At 41.2% G+C, this 17,398-nt stretch carries 17 protein-coding genes; 9 read left to right on the forward strand and 8 right to left on the reverse strand.

Annotated elements, in window-relative coordinates; genetic code table 11:
- The first annotated feature begins 284 nt into the window (after window positions 1-284).
- Window positions 285-2,135, forward strand: a complete 1,851-nt coding sequence (locus ESY88_RS04625) for a monovalent cation:proton antiporter-2 (CPA2) family protein (protein ID WP_147085476.1) — start codon at window positions 285-287, stop codon at window positions 2,133-2,135.
- Between the two features lie 101 nt (window positions 2,136-2,236).
- Here ESY88_RS04625 and ESY88_RS04630 read toward each other — a convergent pair whose 3' ends face one another.
- The gene (locus ESY88_RS04630) at window positions 2,237-4,171 is read right to left on the reverse strand and encodes a M1 family metallopeptidase (protein ID WP_147085477.1); all 1,935 of its coding nucleotides are present in this window, start codon (window positions 4,169-4,171) and stop codon (window positions 2,237-2,239) included.
- A 320-nt stretch (window positions 4,172-4,491) separates the two neighbouring features.
- Here ESY88_RS04630 and ESY88_RS04635 point away from each other — a divergent pair, with 320 nt between their 5' ends.
- From ESY88_RS04635 to ESY88_RS04655, 5 genes are all read left to right on the forward strand, one after another.
- Window positions 4,492-4,854, forward strand: a complete 363-nt coding sequence (locus tag ESY88_RS04635) for a hypothetical protein (RefSeq protein ID WP_223270721.1) — start codon at window positions 4,492-4,494, stop codon at window positions 4,852-4,854.
- A 91-nt stretch (window positions 4,855-4,945) separates the two neighbouring features.
- Entirely contained in the window at window positions 4,946-5,344 is a 399-nt protein-coding gene (locus tag ESY88_RS04640; protein WP_147085478.1) for a DoxX family protein, read from the forward strand.
- Window positions 5,345-5,350: 6 nt separating this feature from the next.
- Entirely contained in the window at window positions 5,351-5,773 is a 423-nt protein-coding gene (locus ESY88_RS04645) for a sulfur reduction protein DsrE (RefSeq protein ID WP_147085479.1), read from the forward strand.
- Window positions 5,774-5,787: 14 nt separating this feature from the next.
- The gene (locus tag ESY88_RS04650; RefSeq protein ID WP_189702529.1) at window positions 5,788-7,446 is read left to right on the forward strand and encodes a bifunctional metallophosphatase/5'-nucleotidase; all 1,659 of its coding nucleotides are present in this window, start codon (window positions 5,788-5,790) and stop codon (window positions 7,444-7,446) included.
- A gap of 12 nt (window positions 7,447-7,458) precedes the next feature.
- Window positions 7,459-8,091, forward strand: a complete 633-nt coding sequence (locus ESY88_RS04655) for a TlpA family protein disulfide reductase (protein WP_147085480.1) — start codon at window positions 7,459-7,461, stop codon at window positions 8,089-8,091.
- 230 nt (window positions 8,092-8,321) lie between these two features.
- Here ESY88_RS04655 and ESY88_RS04660 read toward each other — a convergent pair whose 3' ends face one another.
- From ESY88_RS04660 to ESY88_RS04680, 5 genes are all read right to left on the reverse strand, one after another.
- The gene (locus tag ESY88_RS04660) at window positions 8,322-8,780 is read right to left on the reverse strand and encodes a methyltransferase family protein (protein ID WP_223270722.1); all 459 of its coding nucleotides are present in this window, start codon (window positions 8,778-8,780) and stop codon (window positions 8,322-8,324) included.
- Complete coding sequence (locus ESY88_RS04665; protein ID WP_147085481.1) at window positions 8,777-10,108, reverse strand: MBL fold metallo-hydrolase; 1,332 nt, start codon at window positions 10,106-10,108, stop codon at window positions 8,777-8,779. Before ESY88_RS04665 ends, ESY88_RS04660 begins: the two co-directional genes overlap by 4 nt.
- A gap of 79 nt (window positions 10,109-10,187) precedes the next feature.
- Entirely contained in the window at window positions 10,188-10,796 is a 609-nt protein-coding gene (locus ESY88_RS04670) for a class I SAM-dependent methyltransferase (RefSeq protein WP_189702522.1), read from the reverse strand.
- 273 nt (window positions 10,797-11,069) lie between these two features.
- Window positions 11,070-11,423, reverse strand: coding sequence for a rhodanese-like domain-containing protein (locus tag ESY88_RS04675; RefSeq protein WP_147085483.1), 354 nt, complete (start codon window positions 11,421-11,423; stop codon window positions 11,070-11,072).
- A 156-nt stretch (window positions 11,424-11,579) separates the two neighbouring features.
- Complete coding sequence (locus tag ESY88_RS04680) at window positions 11,580-12,239, reverse strand: peroxiredoxin (RefSeq protein WP_147085484.1); 660 nt, start codon at window positions 12,237-12,239, stop codon at window positions 11,580-11,582.
- A gap of 113 nt (window positions 12,240-12,352) precedes the next feature.
- Here ESY88_RS04680 and ESY88_RS04685 point away from each other — a divergent pair, with 113 nt between their 5' ends.
- The 3 genes from ESY88_RS04685 to ESY88_RS04695 are packed head-to-tail and all read left to right on the forward strand — an operon-like array spanning window position 12,353 to window position 15,102.
- Entirely contained in the window at window positions 12,353-12,661 is a 309-nt protein-coding gene (locus tag ESY88_RS04685; RefSeq protein ID WP_189702523.1) for a methyltransferase domain-containing protein, read from the forward strand.
- A 15-nt stretch (window positions 12,662-12,676) separates the two neighbouring features.
- The gene (locus ESY88_RS04690) at window positions 12,677-13,093 is read left to right on the forward strand and encodes a Fur family transcriptional regulator (protein WP_147085485.1); all 417 of its coding nucleotides are present in this window, start codon (window positions 12,677-12,679) and stop codon (window positions 13,091-13,093) included.
- A gap of 44 nt (window positions 13,094-13,137) precedes the next feature.
- Window positions 13,138-15,102, forward strand: coding sequence for a heavy metal translocating P-type ATPase (locus ESY88_RS04695; protein WP_147085486.1), 1,965 nt, complete (start codon window positions 13,138-13,140; stop codon window positions 15,100-15,102).
- Window positions 15,103-15,256: 154 nt separating this feature from the next.
- Here the strand turns inward: ESY88_RS04695 and arsB are convergent, their stop codons facing one another.
- Together arsB and ESY88_RS04705 are read right to left on the reverse strand one after the other, a co-directional pair.
- A complete protein-coding gene (arsB, locus tag ESY88_RS04700) occupies window positions 15,257-16,297 on the reverse strand; it encodes an ACR3 family arsenite efflux transporter (RefSeq protein ID WP_147085487.1) in 1,041 nt (346 codons plus the stop codon).
- Window positions 16,298-16,300: 3 nt separating this feature from the next.
- A complete protein-coding gene (locus ESY88_RS04705) occupies window positions 16,301-16,933 on the reverse strand; it encodes an arsenate-mycothiol transferase ArsC (protein ID WP_147085488.1) in 633 nt (210 codons plus the stop codon).
- Window positions 16,934-17,398: the final 465 nt, after the last annotated feature.

Below are 17,398 nucleotides of genomic sequence, written 5' to 3' on the forward strand. Positions count from 1 at the left end.
ACAAAGTTAATGAATTAAAAACAGTTTGGTTGTAAGTAAGTAAGGAAGCATTAGCTTGCAATAATGCTGCTAACCGCAAATGACCTTTGAGTAACGATCTTTGAGTAAATGCCAGTGCTTTACTGAACCATTGTCGCTAATTTCATATTGCCTATTCTAAAATCGCATATCCGTTTCTTATCGTGGGATGTATTAAACAGGTCGCCAGAATGAAACAATGGGTAGCTTTTGGTAATTTAACTGACAATCAATTTTGAAAGCAGTAATTTTATAAAAAAAAACAGATGAGTGGGAGTTTTCTTTTACAGGCTATAGTATTTCTCGCAGGTGCGGTTATTTGTGTGCCTCTCGCCAAGAAATTAGGCTTAAGTTCAGTAATAGGCTATTTATTCGGCGGTATGCTTATAGGCCCTTATATTCTTGGTTTTGTAGGCCACGAAGGCGAGGACATCATGGAATTCGCGGAGTTTGGCGTCGTCATGATGCTCTTTTTGATTGGCTTGGAAATAGAACCGAGGAGCTTTTGGAAAATGCGAAAAACCATTTTAGGCTTAGGCATGTCGCAGGTATTTGGCACCATTCTACTCACGTATTTGGTGTGTTACGCTTTTGGGTTGGATTGGAACATCGCCCTTACCATAGCCATGGCGGTCGCCCTATCCTCCACAGCTATTACCTTACAGACCAATAAGGAAAAAGGCTTGATGAACACCATCTACGGCGCTTCGTCTTTTTCCATTCTATTGTTTCAGGATATTATTGTGATTGTCATGTTGGGTGTGCTTCCCTTGCTATCCAATGTTTCGGCAACACTTCCCGAAGAAGGCACTGGTACAACCCACGTCAATTTACTTAACAATCTGCCTTTGCCCCTGCAAGCTGTGGGCATTTTCACTTCCATTGTGCTCATCGTTTTGGCAGGAAGGTATGTGATTGTACCTGTGTTGAGATTGGTCGCCCGCTCAGGGGTTAGAGAGCTTTTGGTGGCTTCAGCCTTATTGATTGTGGTCGCCATTTCCTATTTGATGGAATTGGTGGGCTTGAGTCCGGCGTTGGGCGCATTCCTTGGTGGCGTGGTTTTGGCCACCAGCGAATTTAAACACGAGCTCGAAAGCACACTTGACCCTATAAAGGGTTTGCTGCTGGGGCTTTTCTTCATGGCCGTGGGTGCCTCCATTAATTTTATCGTGATTGGAGAGCAACCGCTGTTAATCACGAGTTTGGTATTGGGTGTGATTGCGCTAAAAGCATTCGTCTTGTTTGTTGTTGGCTGGATTTTTAAACTGAAGATTGACCAACGCCTTTTATTGACAGTTGGATTGGCGCAAATTGGCGAATTTGCCTTTGTAGTGCTTTCTTTCGCGTTTCAGCTGAATATTTTCACACGCGAGCAACTGGATATTCTATTGGTGGTAACTGCACTCACCATGACGCTCACGCCCATTATATGGATTCTCAATGAGCGTCTTGTGTTACCAAGAGTAGGCACCAAGGAATCGGAAAAACGACCTATGGATCAAATAGAAAAACAACATAAGGTACTTTTATTGGGCTTTGGTCACTTTGGCAGCACCGTGGGACGGTTTCTGCGTGCACACGGCGTTCAAACCACCGTTATCGATTCTAATTCAAATCGGGTGGATTATTTAAGGAAAATGGGATTTGAAGTCTATTATGGAGATGTTTCAAGAATTGACCTGTTGGAATCTGCTGGTATTGCCGATGCTGATTTTCTAATTTCAGCCATAGACGATCCAGACGTCAACTTAAGTTTGATGAGAAAATTAAAAGAAAAGTACCCCAAATTAAAATTAATGGTAAGAGCCAAAAACCGTTATGACGCCTATGAATTCTTCAATATGGGTATCGAAAATATTTATAGAGAATCATTTGAAACCTCTGTAAGATTGGCAAGTGACGTTCTCTATTTCATGGGCTTTGATCAAACAGCCACCGAGGAGCAAGCTCAAAAGTTCATTAGATTGGACAATGAGAGTTTTAGCAGGTTGGCAGCAAGCGCAAATAACAGGAAAGATTATATTTTTAAGGCTAGGCAGGAAATTGCCCTGCAAGAGCGGCTTTTGGATGAGGACCTCAATCTGGGCAGCAGCGATCTTGCTAAACACAAAAACTGAGTTTGGGCTGCACTGTTCAAAGTTCAATGTTCAATGTTCAAAGTTCAATGTTCAATGTTTAGAGTTCAGGGACTGTCTATGCCTAGATAAGATTGGGAACCTTATGGTTTATTCCAGGAATCATTCAAAATATTGATATCTGCCAACAGCTTGTTAGGATCCAAAACAACGCGCTGTATCGTTTTATCAGTTTTAAAAAGGTGACTCCAACTATTGCCACGTTGCCAAATTTCTACCGGAAGTGACACATTTTCCGTGGTAGCGTCGGTGTAAATAACCAACAGCTCCACAGGCATTGGGATTTGTCCGCTATTTTCAATGGTCAACAGATAATTGTCTTGATACGCTTCCACAGAAGCAATGCCCAAATCAATATTACCGTTGCCATAAAACCAACCTTTCCAAAAGTAAGACAGATTCTCACCAGCAACATTTTCCATGTGATTGAAAAAATCGTTGGGCTGTGGATGCTTGTACGCCCAATAATTGATATAACTTTTAAAGGCATTGTCAAAGCGCTCAGCACCAAGAATGTATTCCCTTAGCATGTAAAGGCCGGCCGCTGGTTTATAATAAGCGGTGTAGCCCAAATTGCGTGCATTCGCCACATCAGGAGACGTGTCAATGCCTTCGCGTTGATCGTAAGTAAGATATCTAACCAGATTGCGTGGGCTACCAGTTGCGCTGGGGTATTCGCCATTGTTAAAGGCTTTGCTGCTGTAATGGTTTATAAAGGTGGTAAAGCCCTCGTCCATCCAGGGGTAGCGGCGTTCATTGCTGCCAACAATCATCGGGAACCAATTGTGACCAAACTCGTGATCGGTCACGCCCCAGAGGTCTGCGTTCGTGCTTTCAAAACTGCAAAAACTCACTCCGGGATATTCCATCCCACCAACGTTTGCCGCCACATTTATCGCGTTGTGATACGGATAAGGAAAAAAGGTCTCCGAGTAAAATTCCACCGATTCCTTGGTATACTCCGTTGAGCGTGACCAAGCGCTATTCCCGTCACTTTCTATAGGATATACAGATTGCGCCAATCCTGTTTTTCCATTGCCAAGATCCATACGGGCGGCATCCCAAATAAAAGCGCTCGAGGCAGCCCAAGCCACATCACGCGTGTTTTCCATTTTAAAGTGCCAAGTTTGTGTGCCTCTGGTTTTGGCTTGTGAAATAGGCGTTCCAACCTCATCAGGTTTGATGATGTAAATGGTTGCATCGCTCTTTTCTGCTTCTGCAAAACGCTTTTGTTGGGTATTGGTCAATACTTCTTTTGGATTTTGCAAGACTCCGGAGCAAACTACGGTTTGATTTGCGGAAGCCGTGATTTTCACATCAAAATTGCCATATTCACAATAAAACTCTCCTGCACCCAAATAGGGCTCCGTATTCCAACCCACAACATCATCAAAGACTGCCACGCGCGGATACCATTGGGCAATGGCGTAGATTGTCCCCTCTTTCGTATCCAACCTTCCCATGCGATCCATCCCTTCAACAGGCACTTTGAAGTCAAAGTCCATTTTTAGGGTAACTTCCCCACCTTTCGCTTCTAAGGGCTGATCCAGGAAAATCTGCATGCGCGTATCTGTGATTAAATATTTGGAGGAAGTGCCCGTTTTTGTCTGAGCCGAAACATTTGCCAATTCAAAACCACCTTCCACATCACCATTGTAACGATTGCCTCGAATTGGTGTGGTCAATGTGCCACGAGAGTTTTGTGTAAATCGGTTCTGTTCCAAATAAAGCCAGATAAAGTCCAAAGTTTCAGGGCTGTTATTGGTGTATTTTATGGTTACCCTACCAGTGACACTATGCGTTTTATCGTCTAATGTGACTTCCAGATCATAATCGGCCGCATTCTGCCAGTATTCTGGACCCGGTTTTCCGGAGGCAGTTCGGTAGACATTGCCCTTTCTATAACTAAAATCATCAAAAAGATGTTGATTGTCTGGTTTGGCTTCTTGAGCAGAAATTGAAAAGGAACAAGCAACAGCCAATAGTCCTAGTAAAATGCTGTTTTTGAAATACGTCATGATTAAATGTTTCAAATGAAAAACAGCTGCGAATATACTAAATTGAAAGGAAGAATTCATGTTACTAAATAGCCTTCAGAAAAGCCCGTTCAAACTGAACAATACATCGAAAGACCCGCCCTAGCAAAATTTCAAGTTTGAAACAATGATTGCCCATCAAGTTTAGTTGGTAATGCATTTATAACAGGGACTTGTAGTGCTTAATAGGCAATTACAATTTTTGCATAATGATTAAATGGCTTTTTTTATGTCATTTTTAACAGGGCTGGGTAACAAATGTTACACAAATAGAAAACCATTTCCCTTATGTTTGCAAACACTTGAAAACAAAACCTTACATAGCGGCTCTGTTGGCATTCCTCTTTTTGGCAAAATTCATTGCCATAGATGCCAATGGGCTGAACGCCTTGTTCAGCGGGAGTGATATCACTTTCGTAAATCCGCATTGTAAAAAAGAAAAACTCGCAAATCTCTCAGAAAAAACAGCAAATCTCTCGCAAACAGATCAATTGGATTCTCGAGTGATTAACTTAGACGGTTTTTGCAGCGCTCAGTTTCAATTTGAATTGTTCACTTGGGAAACCGATTGCCCAAAACCCAAAGCAGTTTTCAATGAACATTTCTCTTCAAGATTAAGTTTTCTGTACTTGGAAAACGCCTCTCCTCCTCCTCGTTTGGCTTAATACCCATGTAAAGTCGGTTTCGCAATGGTTCAAATGAACTATTGCTTATAGACACGGCAAAAAATCTAACATTCTATTTACAGCATTGACAATGACGACAAAAATTTTAATTAGCCGTCGTTCCATACAATTATTACGCGTTTTTACCAGTGGTATCTTTCTCATTGCAGGGTTTAACCACCTACTCCATGTGGAAAAAACAGCCCAAAGAATCGAACAAGCCAGTTTTAAAGGTATCGCCCATTTTTTTGGCGAACCACAATGGCTCATCATTTCATCGGGCATCGTAATGGTTGCGGCAGGATTTTTATTTCTTATAGGATATAAAACCAAATGGGCAGCAATAATTTTGATGGCAGTTTTAATCCCCATCACATTAACAGTTCAAGTAGGTCAAATAACTACCCTTGGACCACTTTTTAAAAACATAGCAATTTTAGGCGGTCTTCTCTTTTTTATAGTGAACGACACCAATAATCCTTTAAAATAAACACACATGAAAACATATATTTTTAGTTCAATCTTTTTAATGCTTAGCCTCTTTAGCAACACGCATCTCGAGGCACAGCAACTAAACAGCAGCAAAAACAATTATGTGCTGCTCACTAAAAAAGTAGCCCAATTACAACCTATTATTCTAACTGCGGAAGCGCTTAAAGCAGAAGACGGCGAAAGCTTTGGAGATTTTCAGGTCATTATCTGCGGAAGAGAAATAGGTGATATTACAGATTCCGAAAAAATGGATCCGTTTATTGAAAAGGCTGAAAAAGCAGGTGTCCAATTAATTGCCTGTGGGTTTTCGCTGAATAAATTCAAGATCGATAAAACAAAAGTCCCAAAGAAAATGAAGATTGTCGAAAACGGGATTCTTCATAATTTCCAGCTTCAGAAAAAAGGATATAAAAGCATAAGCCTATAACTATGAGAACATTTATGAAATCATTTAAGCGCACATTTGCGGCAAGCTCAGTTTTCGCAGGAATACTAATGCTTTCGGTTTCCTGTAAAACGGAAACACCAAAATCAACGGCAAGCGCAACAAGTACAAAAGACACCTTGAGTATTACCATTTTGCAAACCGCCGATATTCACGGGCAGCTAGACACTCACCCCGAATTGTTCTGGGAAAATGAAAAAGTAGTCTTCAAGAATCGTGGTGGTCTTGCCAATATAAAGACCCTCTTTGAGCAAGAACGCAAAAAAAACCCCAATAGAACCATCATCGTAGATGGCGGAGATCTCATACAGGGGAGCGGCTATACAGCGCTTTCTGAAGGTAAAGTACTGCCGGAAATCATTAAAAATATGGGCTATGACGTGATCATCCCGGGAAATTGGGAAGTTGTGTATGGCAAGGAGATCATGATGGATATTATGGCAGGCTATGAAACCGATGTCATCGTGCAGAACATGTATCATGACAAAACTAAAGCCCCGTTATTTCCGAGTTATTCAATTAAGGAAATTGAAGGCGTTCGCATTGGTTTTATAGGCCTTAACGATCCCGATGTGCCTGTTCGGCAAAACCCTGTTTTTAGTGAAGGCATAGGTTTTAGCGGCCTTGATGGTGAACTAAAGAAAATAGTGGATGACATCAAAGTGAACGAAAAAATAGATGTGCTTTTCTTGGTCACACATATTGGTATTTTTAAGCAAATCGAACTTGCCAATAATCCCATTGCTGAAAATGCAGACTATATTTTGGGCAACGACACCCACGAGCGGGTAAGAGTTCCCATCCAAGGCACATATGCCAAGGTCACTGAGCCAGGCGCATTTGGCTCTTTTGTAGGAAAGTTGACGCTGCATTTTGTGGATGGAACATTGGTGGACGACGCTTATGAGCTCATCGATGTGGATCCAGAAGTATTTCCCGCAGACGAAACTATACAAGCACTTGTGGATAAGGCAAAAGCGCCGTACAAGGCACATTTAGAAACGGTGGTGGGTTACACAAATACGCCAATCTATAGGTATTTAACCGTTGAAAACCCAATGGACAATATGATTACCGATGCCGCTCGTTGGAAAACAGGTGCAGACATCTCCATCTCTAATGGTTTCCGTTTTGGAAATCCAATAGTGCCAAAAAACGGAAAACCTGAGCCTATTACCCGAGCAAACTTATGGAATTTACTTCCAGTTAATGAACCCGTAAAAACTGGAAAAGCCACAGGTAAACAAATAAAGGACTGGTTGGAAAAGGAAATGCACAATGCTTTTGCCCAAAACCCAACCGAGCGTTTCGGTGGTTGGCTGGTACGTTTCTCTGGCATGAAGGTCAATTTTAACAGTCAGAATGATAAGGGCAACCGCATTTCTGCCATAGAAGTAAATGGGGAACCCATGGTGGATGAGCAATACTATACCGTTTCGGCTTGTGTGCGTCCCGGCGATCCGCTTGACAACCTGTGCCGCATTCCAAATGTCAAAGATGTTGAAGTGATGGATTATACCATACATGAGGCCGTTGAAGCGTATCTCAAAAAAAATTCGCCCATTTCACCCAGCTTGGAAGGGCGGGCGTATTGCGACTATCTTGGCAGGTATTCCTTTTCAACCGTACCAAATACAGATTATAAATTTCAATAAAAATTAAAAAATATGGACAAGAATAAAAAAAGCAAAGACACAAAGAAAACCTGGATTCAATATGGGGTTTTCGCCATACTAGCAGTCGTGTTATATGCAACAGGATTGCATACTGAAGTCATTGGTTTTGCGCAACGCGGATTACTAGCAACCGGCTTGATGAATCCTGATGTGGCGGGAATTGCCCAAGCACAAAACAATGAAAACAGGAGTGAAACGGCTAATATAACGAAGCTCACTAAAGCCGATTTCAATTTTCAGATGATTGATCGGGATGGCAACACCAAGTCTTTGGAGGCACTGAAAGGCAAGGTCATCTTTATGAACTTTTGGGCCACTTGGTGCCCTCCCTGTATTGCCGAAATGCCGAGTATCGATAAATTGCACGAAGAAATGGGCGATGATGTTGCTTTTGTGATACTGTCATTTGACACCGATTTCGAAAAGGCTAAAGCATTTGACAAACGCAAAGGGTATGACCTGCCTATCTATGCGCCAGTAAGTGCGCTTCCCGCAATGTTTGAATCTAATGCCCTTCCCACCACCTATGTGATTGATGCCGCTGGCAACTTGGCATTGACCCATAAGGGAATGGCTGATTATGACAACCCTGAATTCAAAAAATTCTTGAATGGTCTAATGTAGTTACAGCACTGTAAACAAAAAAAATCCGCATCCAAGTTTCCATTGGTGCGGTTTTTTTTTTGAGATGACTCAAAATTGTTGATCCTATTTTAATGGATGTTGGCAATTTCCTGCCTTCAGAATAAATCAAGATCTTTTTTCTCGACATTTAAACAAATCTTTAAATGCGATGTTTTTGACAGGCATTAAAGAGGTCGCCAGAATAAGCCCCTATTTGACCTTTGGTAATGCTACGGAAAACCAATAAATCTTCGGGTGCGCTTTTTATAGTTTTGATATTCTGAAAATTTCTTGCTAAGCAATCCTTCTTCATAACGCGACTTAAAGTAAAATAAAATCAGAAGCAACACTGCTATCAAAATCTTATAAACCGATGATTGATACACAGCATATCCAAATCCCGAAAAGATCAAAGCGGTGTAAATGGGATGTCTCGATATGCGGAAAGCGCCATTGGTTATCAATTTACCTGCTGCCACTGGCGACGGGAAAGGCGAAAGTTTGTTGTTTAGTTGCAAGAGCGCCACAATACCAAAGAGAAGGCCAATCCACAAAATAAACAAACCCAAATGGCTTAGCCATTCGGGTAGTTCTATTGTGATCAACTGTATTGGTAAAAAGTACACTACAAAAATAAGCAGTTGCACCATTACAAAAACATAGTCTTTTATGGGCTTTTTTAGGTTCAATTTTTAAATTGTTCAACATCATCACTTAAGTCATAAACCGTGACTCCATTCAATTTGTATTCTAAAATGCTACTTCCGGCTGCACTGCGATAACCACCGGCACAATGCACAACGATAGGTTTATTGGTTGGAATATCTTTGGCGGTATCCCGTAACTCATTCAAGGGATGCGCATGTGCGTTTTCAAAAAACAGGCCTTCGTCGATCTCACTTTGATTGCGAATGTCAACAATGGTATAGTTATCTGGATTTTTCTTGAAATCTGCCAAATCCAATTTTTCTGTTTTCACTAAATTTTCATCTTTGAGCGTGATGATTTTCTTGAGTAGCTTTTCGTACCCAATTTTAGCGACACGGTGCAGTATTGGGTCTTTATTCTCTTTAGCATCCAAAACCAAGGTAAACGAATCTTTCGGTTTAATGATCGCGCCCAGCCAAGTTTCAAATTTTGCGGTTACAGAAGCGGCTTGTATGTTTATGCTTCCTTTTAAATGGCCTTTCTTAAAGGCTACTTCATTTCTTACATCCACAATCAAACCTTCAGCAGCCGTATGGGCTTCAAACGGCACTTTTGCAATGGCAGGCTCTAAATTGTCGGCACCGGTTTTATTCATATCCACATCAAAGCCAAAATAATGTGGGATAAAGGGCTGGCCATCGAGCAGCGTATCCATGAATTCTTTTTTGGATTGCTTTTTAAATGCCCAATTGTTCGCGCGCTCATCCCCTAAAGTACTGCTGGCAGCGTCACTCAAATTCTTTCCGCAGAGCGAACCTGCGCCGTGGGCTGGAAAAACCAATGCGTTATCTGGCAAATCATTGAATTTTGTGCTAATGCTGTCATACATCATCTCAGCCAAATCTTCGCGCTTCGCTTTCATATTGCCCGCTTTTTCCCGAAGATCTGGTCGGCCCACATCGCCTATAAATAAGGTGTCGCCTGTAAATAGCGCCGTTTCATCGCCTTGCTCGGCAACTATGGTTATGCTATCTGGCGAATGACCCGGCGTGTTGATGGCTTTTAAGCTAATTTGACCCAAGCTAATACCATCACCTTCGTCAAAAGATTGGTGCGGATAATCGGCTCCCAATTTTTTACTGTTGTATATGGTAGCGCCAGTTGTTTTGTGAATCTCCAAATGTGAGCTCACAAAATCGGCGTGCGGATGCGTTTCAATAACAGCAACTATTTTTGCATTGTTCGCTTCAGCATAGGCATAATATTGTGCGGGATTTCTTTCTGGGTCTATAACTGCCATTTTGCCTTCGCTTACAATGGCATAGGAATAATGTGCCAGTGGTGTGTATTCAAATTGTTTTATCTTCATAGCAATATCGTTTCATTTTGACATAAAAATAACAAAGATTATCCTAAAACACTGTAACCTTTGATACATAATCCCGGTTTTATTTGAGTTTCCTAAACCTACAGAACTGGAAGTTCTGTAGAGTACCAAACGGGGTTTCGTGGTTTGTGCTAAGGCATTCTATTTTTGTGAAGTGATTTTCAAATACTTTTGACAATTCTACTGCGTCATATTGAGAAATTTCCAAACCACTACATTTTGTGGGGCCTTCTTTTGAAAACGTACCAATGATCAAACTATCACGAACACATTTAGAAGCAATTGCCTGGTAATGCTCAATTTCTTCTTTCGAAGTTAAAAAATGGAAGGCTGCCCTGTCGTGCCATAAATCATAGGTTTCCTCTGGTTCAAAGGTGCTAATATCGCTCACAATCCAGCGTACTTTGCTGGCCTTTTCGCCTAAACGCTTTTTTGCTTTTTCGAGTGCTTTGGCAGAAATATCCAATATCGTAATATGTTGATAGCCTGCTTCAAGTAAATAATCCACAAGTTTGCTGTCCCCGCCGCCTACATCTATGATTTTAGCTGTTTTGGCCAATCCTGTAGCTTCAATCAATTGCAATGAGATTTCAGGTTTCTCTTGGGTCCAACTTACCTGATCTGGGGTTTTATTTCCATAAACAGCGTCCCAATGTTGTTTTGTATTCATTCTCAATTTTTTTTGTGATCATTTTTCAATGTCTTGCAACCCACCAATGGAGACCCGTATTCCTTGAGCATCCATAAAGGCCAATATACTATTGAACTGCTTGAAAGCATGCAGCCCGGCAAAAGAATTCAATCCTTCTGCTTAAAAATAAACGATTTTAGCCACAGGCACAATATACCTTTAGCTTCTGAATGTTTCTAAATGTCTTCGGAATGCCTGCCAAACCACCACAACTTCTTAAATGTTGAATGGTTATGGAAGTCTTCCGCAGCCTTATTTTTTATATGGCCAGCGGCTATACCCTCCTTTAAAATCATAGATTTCTTTGAAACCCATGGCGTCAAGCTTTCTTGAGGCCTGCCCACTTCTATTGCCAGATTGGCAATACAGGTAAACGGGTTTGTCTTTATCTAATTTCTCAAATGCGGTGTTGAATTTATTCTGCTGAAAAAAATCGATGTTTTTGGCCTTTTCAATAGCGCCTTTTTTAAATTCTTGTGCCGTGCGAACGTCAACCAATTCGACTTTTTTATTTGAAATGGCCTCCTTGAATGCTGAAGCGGAAAGCACTTTAATCGTATCGGTCTGTGCTGATTTGGAACCGAAAATCATACTGAATAATGTCATAATTAAAATAATTTTGAGTTAAAATAGGTTTACGGCGGTGAAATTATAAACTTAAAGATGGATGCTCGGTAACCTTTGTTACTTTAACCAGAAAAAGCGCCGACTGCTCGACGCTTTTCCATTAAAAAATCCTTATTTAGAGGTCAAATTTCGTGCTTACAATGACTTTTTAGCGAGGTAGAAATCTACTTTCTCACAAGTATCGTCATTGATACGGTCATTCATTTGATCCAGCGTTTTTGGTGGCGGAACAATCACTTTATCCCCTTTTTTCCAATCCAAAGGCATGGAGACACTATGCTCATCTGAAAGTTGCAAAGCCTCAAGCGCTCTCAAGATTTCGTCCATATTTCTACCTACGTTGAGCGGGTAGTACATGATCAATCTGATTTTCTTTTTTGGATCTATAAAAAACACAGCCCGCACAGCTGCCGTTTCACTCTCGTTGGGTTGCAACATGCCGTAAAGCTTGGCTACCTTCATATCTATATCGGCAATGATAGGGAAATCAAAATAGACGCCTGTCTTTTCGCGAACGTTATTGACCCACGCTAAATGGGAGTGGATACTATCAATACTCAATCCCAGCAACTCTGTATTTAATGCTGTGAATTCATCTTTTCGTTGTGCAAATCCGCTCAATTCCGTAGTGCAAACCGGTGTGAAATCGGCTGGATGTGAAAACATCACGGTCCACTTGTCTTTGGCAAAGTCAGCCATTTGTATATCGCCCTTAGTGGTTTTCGCCTTAAAGTCGGGGGCTTGATCGCCAATTCTTGGCATGGCGTACCCGGTATTCAATTCTTCATTTTCCATAATACGTGTATTTAGTTTTGAACTCTAAAGTTACTCAAATTAATACTCAATAAGCGTAACTCAGGTTACAGAGTCACTGAAAATTCTGTTATATTGTAGTTAAATTTTCTTATATGAATTACGAGCAGACCTACAATTTATTGGGCAATGTGGATATTTATGTTATTGATCAAATATTGAAAGGCCGCTATCAACCTGGCCAATCCATTCTTGATGTGGGATGTGGCAACGGAAGGAATTTGAAATGGTTTTATCAGAACGATTTTTTGATCGAAGGCATTGATGCCGATGTTCAGCGCGATGCAGGTTGGGTAGCCCTGCGCTTTATGAAAGCGCCAGAATCGGGCACAAAATTTGCCCAAAACAATGCTTATTACCTTATGGCTGAAATGAAAAAAGGGGACGCAGCACATTCTCATTAAAATCACATTGAACAAATGACCGAAATAGAAAAAACATTGGAAGCCCATCAAGTACGGCCAACGGCCATGCGAATCTTGATCTACAAATATATGGCTGAAAAAGAAGTAGCTGTGGCTTTGACCGATATTGAGAGCGCTTTTTCAAAATCAGACCGCAGCACGCTATATCGAACGCTTAAAACCTTTGAAGAAAATGGGATCGCGCACCAAATAGACGATGGTACAGGGATTTCAAAATATGCGCTTTGCGAGTCTGGTTGCAATTGCGAGCTAGACCAAGACCTGCACTTGCATTTTCATTGCAGTAATTGTGACGAAACCGTTTGCTTAACAGCACACAAAATTCCTCATATCAATCTGCCCTATGGCTATTTGGCCGAAAATGCAAACCTTGTGGTAAAAGGCATTTGCGAGAAGTGCAGCTCAGAATAAATGCACTTCTGTTGCATTAAAAATTTCAAGACCTTGCCATTATTATGAAAAAGAAAAAAGTCAATCTTCGAGACCTAGATAAAACGCAACATGCTGGCGAACATGGCAAAGACGATGGCCACAACCATAGTAGTGCAGAATCTGTGTCTAATTTTAAAACCTATATCCCTGCAATCTTTAGTTTTGTAATGCTCATGGCAGGAATTGCAGTAGATTATTTTGAGGCATTCCCGTTTTTTGAAGGATCGCTGCGCGTAGTCTGGTATACGCTTGCCTACATTCCTGTGGGTCTCCCTGTTATCAAGGAAGGCTGGAAGAGCATCAAAAATGCTGCTTTCTTTACAGAATTTCTGCTCATGTCCATCGCCACTTTAGGTGCATTCGCGATAGGCGAGCATCCTGAAGGGGTTGCAGTGATGTTATTCTATGCCGTGGGCGAATTGTTCCAAAGTGCAGCGGTAAATAGAGCAAAGAGCAACATTCAGGCTTTGTTGGATGTACGTCCCAATGAAGCTTTGGTGTATCGGAATTCTGATTTTATTTCTGTTGCTCCTGAAACGGTCAACATAGGCGAAACGATTCAAGTGCGTGTGGGAGAAAAAGTGCCTTTAGATGGTGTTTTACTTTCAGAAAAAGGAGCATTCAATACAGCGGCTCTAACTGGGGAGAGTAAACCGGACAGCATTCAAAAAGGCGCCGAGGTGTTTGCAGGAAGCATCAATCTGGACGGCGTAATTGAGATTGAAACCACCAAAGAATTTAAGGACAGTTCTATTGCCCGCATTTTGGATATGGTGCAGAATGCCACAGCCCGTAAGTCAAAAACCGAGTTGTTCATTCGTAAGTTTGCGAGAATCTATACACCAATTGTGGTCTTTCTGGCAATTGGACTTACCCTTCTGCCCTACTTTTTTGTTGATGACTATGTGTTTAGGGATTGGCTGTATCGCGCCTTGATTTTCTTGGTGATTTCCTGTCCCTGTGCTTTGGTAATATCTATTCCGTTAGGCTATTTTGGAGGATTGGGTGCTGCGTCCCGTAATGGGATTCTGTTCAAAGGAGCTTCATTCTTAGACGCAATGACCAAAGTAAATACTGTGGTAATGGATAAAACCGGAACAGTTACCAAAGGGGTATTCAAAATAAAAGATGTGAAATCCCTCGGTATGGATGTCGCAGAATTCATGAAGTACCTCATGGCAATGGAAGCACAATCCACACATCCCATAGCCAAAGCCATACTGGCATATAAGGCTGATGGAGCCGATTATCAAGCCACCAATGTTACCGAAATTGCAGGAAAAGGCTTGAAAGGCACGGTAAATGGAAAAATGCTGCTGGTTGGAAACAAAGCTTTAATGCTCTCCAACCAAATACAAGTTCCTACTGAAACCGATACCATTGTTGAATCCATAGTTATGGTTGGGATCGATGGCAAATTTGCCGGCTTCGTAACCATTGCAGATGAGCTGAAGGATGACGCACACAAAGCCATCAAGGAAATTCGCGAATTGGGCATCTCGAAAATCATCATGCTGTCTGGCGACAAGGATTCCATCACACAGCAAGTTGCCAATGAATTGGGCATTGATTGGGCAAAAGGTGGGTTATTACCCGAAGACAAGCTCAACGAAGTAGAAAAACTGAAACAACAACCAGTCACAAAAGTGGCGTTTATTGGCGACGGAATCAATGATGCACCCGTATTAGCAACCAGCGATGTTGGTATTGCAATGGGAGGTTTGGGCAGTGATGTGGCCATTGAAACCGCAGATGTAATCATCCAGACCGATCAACCCTCAAAAATTGCAAGAGCCATCAAGATTGGTCGATCTACGCGGCGTATTGTATGGCAAAATATCGGACTTGCATTTGGTGTGAAAATCGTAGTGCTCCTATTAGGTGCCGGTGGTTTAGCCACCATGTGGGAAGCTGTATTTGCAGATGTAGGCGTTGCCCTATTGGCGATCTTGAATGCCGTTAGGTTGCAAAAGATGAAGTGGGAATAGGAGCATGTGACTAAATCCTATCGCATTGGGCCATGAAACGACCATTCAAATTTTAATGTAACTCAGCACTTAATTTTTCTTGATATATTCAGCAGTACTTCACCATTTTTAAAAATCATTTTGGCCTGAGGCAGCGTTTGGATTTTAAGTAGCATTAAATGGTTTTGAAATATTTTTTCCGCAGCCAAAATGAAACCCGAACCAATACAATCAAAGCAGGAACTTCCACCAAAGGCCCTATCACCCCAGCAAATGCTTGTCCAGAGTTGAGTCCGAAAACTGCAATCGCCACTGCAATGGCCAATTCAAAGTTATTTCCTGCGGCGGTAAAAGCCACAGCTGTAGTTTTATCGTAATCTGCGCCCGTGGCTTTGGTCAAGAAAAAGCCAATGATGAACATCAAACTGAAATAAATAAGTAGTGGCACTGCGATAATCAAAACATCCATTGGGATTTCAACCATCAACTCGCCTTTTAATGAGAACATGACCACAATCGTAAACAAGAGGGCTATCAAAGTCAGCGGCGAAATGCTGGGGATGAATTTTTCAGTGTACCATGCTTCGCCTTTCAGTTTTACTAAAATCAATCGGCTTAATATGCCCATTACAAAAGGAATTCCCAAATAAATCGCGACACTTTCAGCAATTGTTTGTATCGAAATATCTACAATGGCGCCTTCAAATCCAAAGTAAGGTGGTAGTACAGTTATAAAAATCCAAGCGTAAAAACTATAAGCAAAAACTTGGAAAATACTGTTCAATGCCACCAAGCCAGCGCCATATTCGCTACTGCCTTCCGCGAGATCATTCCAAACCAAAACCATGGCAATGCAACGCGCCAGCCCAATCAAAATAAGGCCGACCATGTATTCTGGGTAATCACGTAAGAAGGTAATAGCCAAAACGAACATCAAAACAGGCCCAAGGATCCAATTCAAAACCAGAGAAATGGAGAGGATTCTTGTGTTTTTAAAAACTTTTGGCAACAATGCATAATTTACTTTTGCCAAAGGTGGGTACATCATTAAAATGAGTCCGATTGCAATGGGAATATTCGTTGTCCCGCTATTGAAAGTGTTTATAATGCTGGGAAAGCTTGGAATAAAATACCCAAGTCCCACGCCAATTGCCATAGCGACAAAAATCCAGAGTGTTAAATAACTATCGAGAAAACTTAATCTTTTTGAGGCCATTATTCAGGAATTGATTTGATTGAAAACATAAAATAACTCGGTTGCGATTTGCCGGCTTCTTTCACTGTATTTTTCAGCTTTTTGGGGTGTATGGTCAAAGACCTTTGGGTCTTCATAGGTTATGGGAATTCGTGTTTCAGCACCTGCAATAAACGGACAGCCATCATCTGCTTGCGAGCAGGTCATAATTGCCGCAAATTCAGACTTTGGGTTAAAATCAGCATCCAACTTTTTCGAGAACCCAATGATAGGGTGTTCGTTTTCAGCATATTTAATACTGTAAATTGGGTTGTTGCCTTCTGAAAGCGTTCTGATTTCAAAACCAGAACTCCTTAAAGTATCCACTACCGTTGGAAACAAAGCTGTAGCTTCTGTGCCCCCAGAATAGCAGAATACATTTTTGATCTTAAAATGAGTGGCGAAAGTTTGTGCCCAAACTTGTGAGAAATGACTTCTTCGCGAATTGTGTGTGCAAATGAAATTGATACGAATTTCCTGTTGGTTCGAAACTTTTGACTGGATAAAATCAATTAAGGGTTGAAGTTCCTTCTTGCGGGACTCACTAATTGTTTCGGGTTTTAAGCTTTGAATTGTAGTTGTTAATGCTGGGAAAACGCCGGATTGGGTTGAGGTCATGTTCTTGAGTTTTCTATCTTTTGGCAACAATCTATTTTAATGATAATAGGGCTAACAAAGGGCAACACTGCACATTTAATTTTGAAACTTAGGAATTCCGCAGAGGTACTTTAACATTATATTGCAATATTACGATTATTAATGAGCCAGCAAAACTAATATTCAGAATTTAATGGATTTGGTTGCTACAAACAGTTTGTCATCTGTGCACCCGATGCTTCTGAATGATTTTTTTTATACTGAAAAAATAAAGGCAAAAAAAATGAGCTTCTAATGAACTGGAAATGTATTTCATTTTTAAACACAATTAATTCGAATGATCTCGAATTTACCCGAAGCCAATTCGCATTTAATTTGCCGCCAAAGCGTTCTGCTTCATTATTCGGAACAAGCTTTCCACCAGTTGAACAATTTGTTCGAGCCTATCAAGTAAAGATAAAACCAAGCTCATGAAGACGCTGTTAG

Origin of the sequence: Subsaximicrobium wynnwilliamsii, from assembly GCF_007997225.1 — a bacterium.
In the GTDB taxonomy this organism is placed as follows: domain Bacteria; phylum Bacteroidota; class Bacteroidia; order Flavobacteriales; family Flavobacteriaceae; genus Psychroserpens; species Psychroserpens wynnwilliamsii.

Bases quoted from the DNA above. Each gene is read 5' to 3' on its own strand.
- ESY88_RS04675 (WP_147085483.1), bottom strand. From the start codon at position 11,423: ATGACATTATTCAGTATGATTTTCGGTTCCAAATCAGCACAGACCGAT.
- arsB (WP_147085487.1), bottom strand. From the start codon at position 16,297: ATGGCCTCAAAAAGATTAAGTTTTCTCGATAGTTATTTAACACTCTGG.
- ESY88_RS04655 (WP_147085480.1), top strand. From the start codon at position 7,459: ATGGACAAGAATAAAAAAAGCAAAGACACAAAGAAAACCTGGATTCAA.
- ESY88_RS04625 (WP_147085476.1), top strand. From the start codon at position 285: ATGAGTGGGAGTTTTCTTTTACAGGCTATAGTATTTCTCGCAGGTGCG.
- ESY88_RS04640 (WP_147085478.1), top strand. From the start codon at position 4,946: ATGACGACAAAAATTTTAATTAGCCGTCGTTCCATACAATTATTACGC.
- ESY88_RS04680 (WP_147085484.1), bottom strand. From the start codon at position 12,239: ATGGAAAATGAAGAATTGAATACCGGGTACGCCATGCCAAGAATTGGC.
- ESY88_RS04665 (WP_147085481.1), bottom strand. From the start codon at position 10,108: ATGAAGATAAAACAATTTGAATACACACCACTGGCACATTATTCCTAT.
- ESY88_RS04685 (WP_189702523.1), top strand. From the start codon at position 12,353: ATGAATTACGAGCAGACCTACAATTTATTGGGCAATGTGGATATTTAT.
- ESY88_RS04650 (WP_189702529.1), top strand. From the start codon at position 5,788: ATGAAATCATTTAAGCGCACATTTGCGGCAAGCTCAGTTTTCGCAGGA.
- ESY88_RS04645 (WP_147085479.1), top strand. From the start codon at position 5,351: ATGAAAACATATATTTTTAGTTCAATCTTTTTAATGCTTAGCCTCTTT.
- ESY88_RS04670 (WP_189702522.1), bottom strand. From the start codon at position 10,796: ATGAATACAAAACAACATTGGGACGCTGTTTATGGAAATAAAACCCCA.
- ESY88_RS04695 (WP_147085486.1), top strand. From the start codon at position 13,138: ATGAAAAAGAAAAAAGTCAATCTTCGAGACCTAGATAAAACGCAACAT.
- ESY88_RS04690 (WP_147085485.1), top strand. From the start codon at position 12,677: ATGACCGAAATAGAAAAAACATTGGAAGCCCATCAAGTACGGCCAACG.
- ESY88_RS04705 (WP_147085488.1), bottom strand. From the start codon at position 16,933: ATGACCTCAACCCAATCCGGCGTTTTCCCAGCATTAACAACTACAATT.
- ESY88_RS04630 (WP_147085477.1), bottom strand. From the start codon at position 4,171: ATGACGTATTTCAAAAACAGCATTTTACTAGGACTATTGGCTGTTGCT.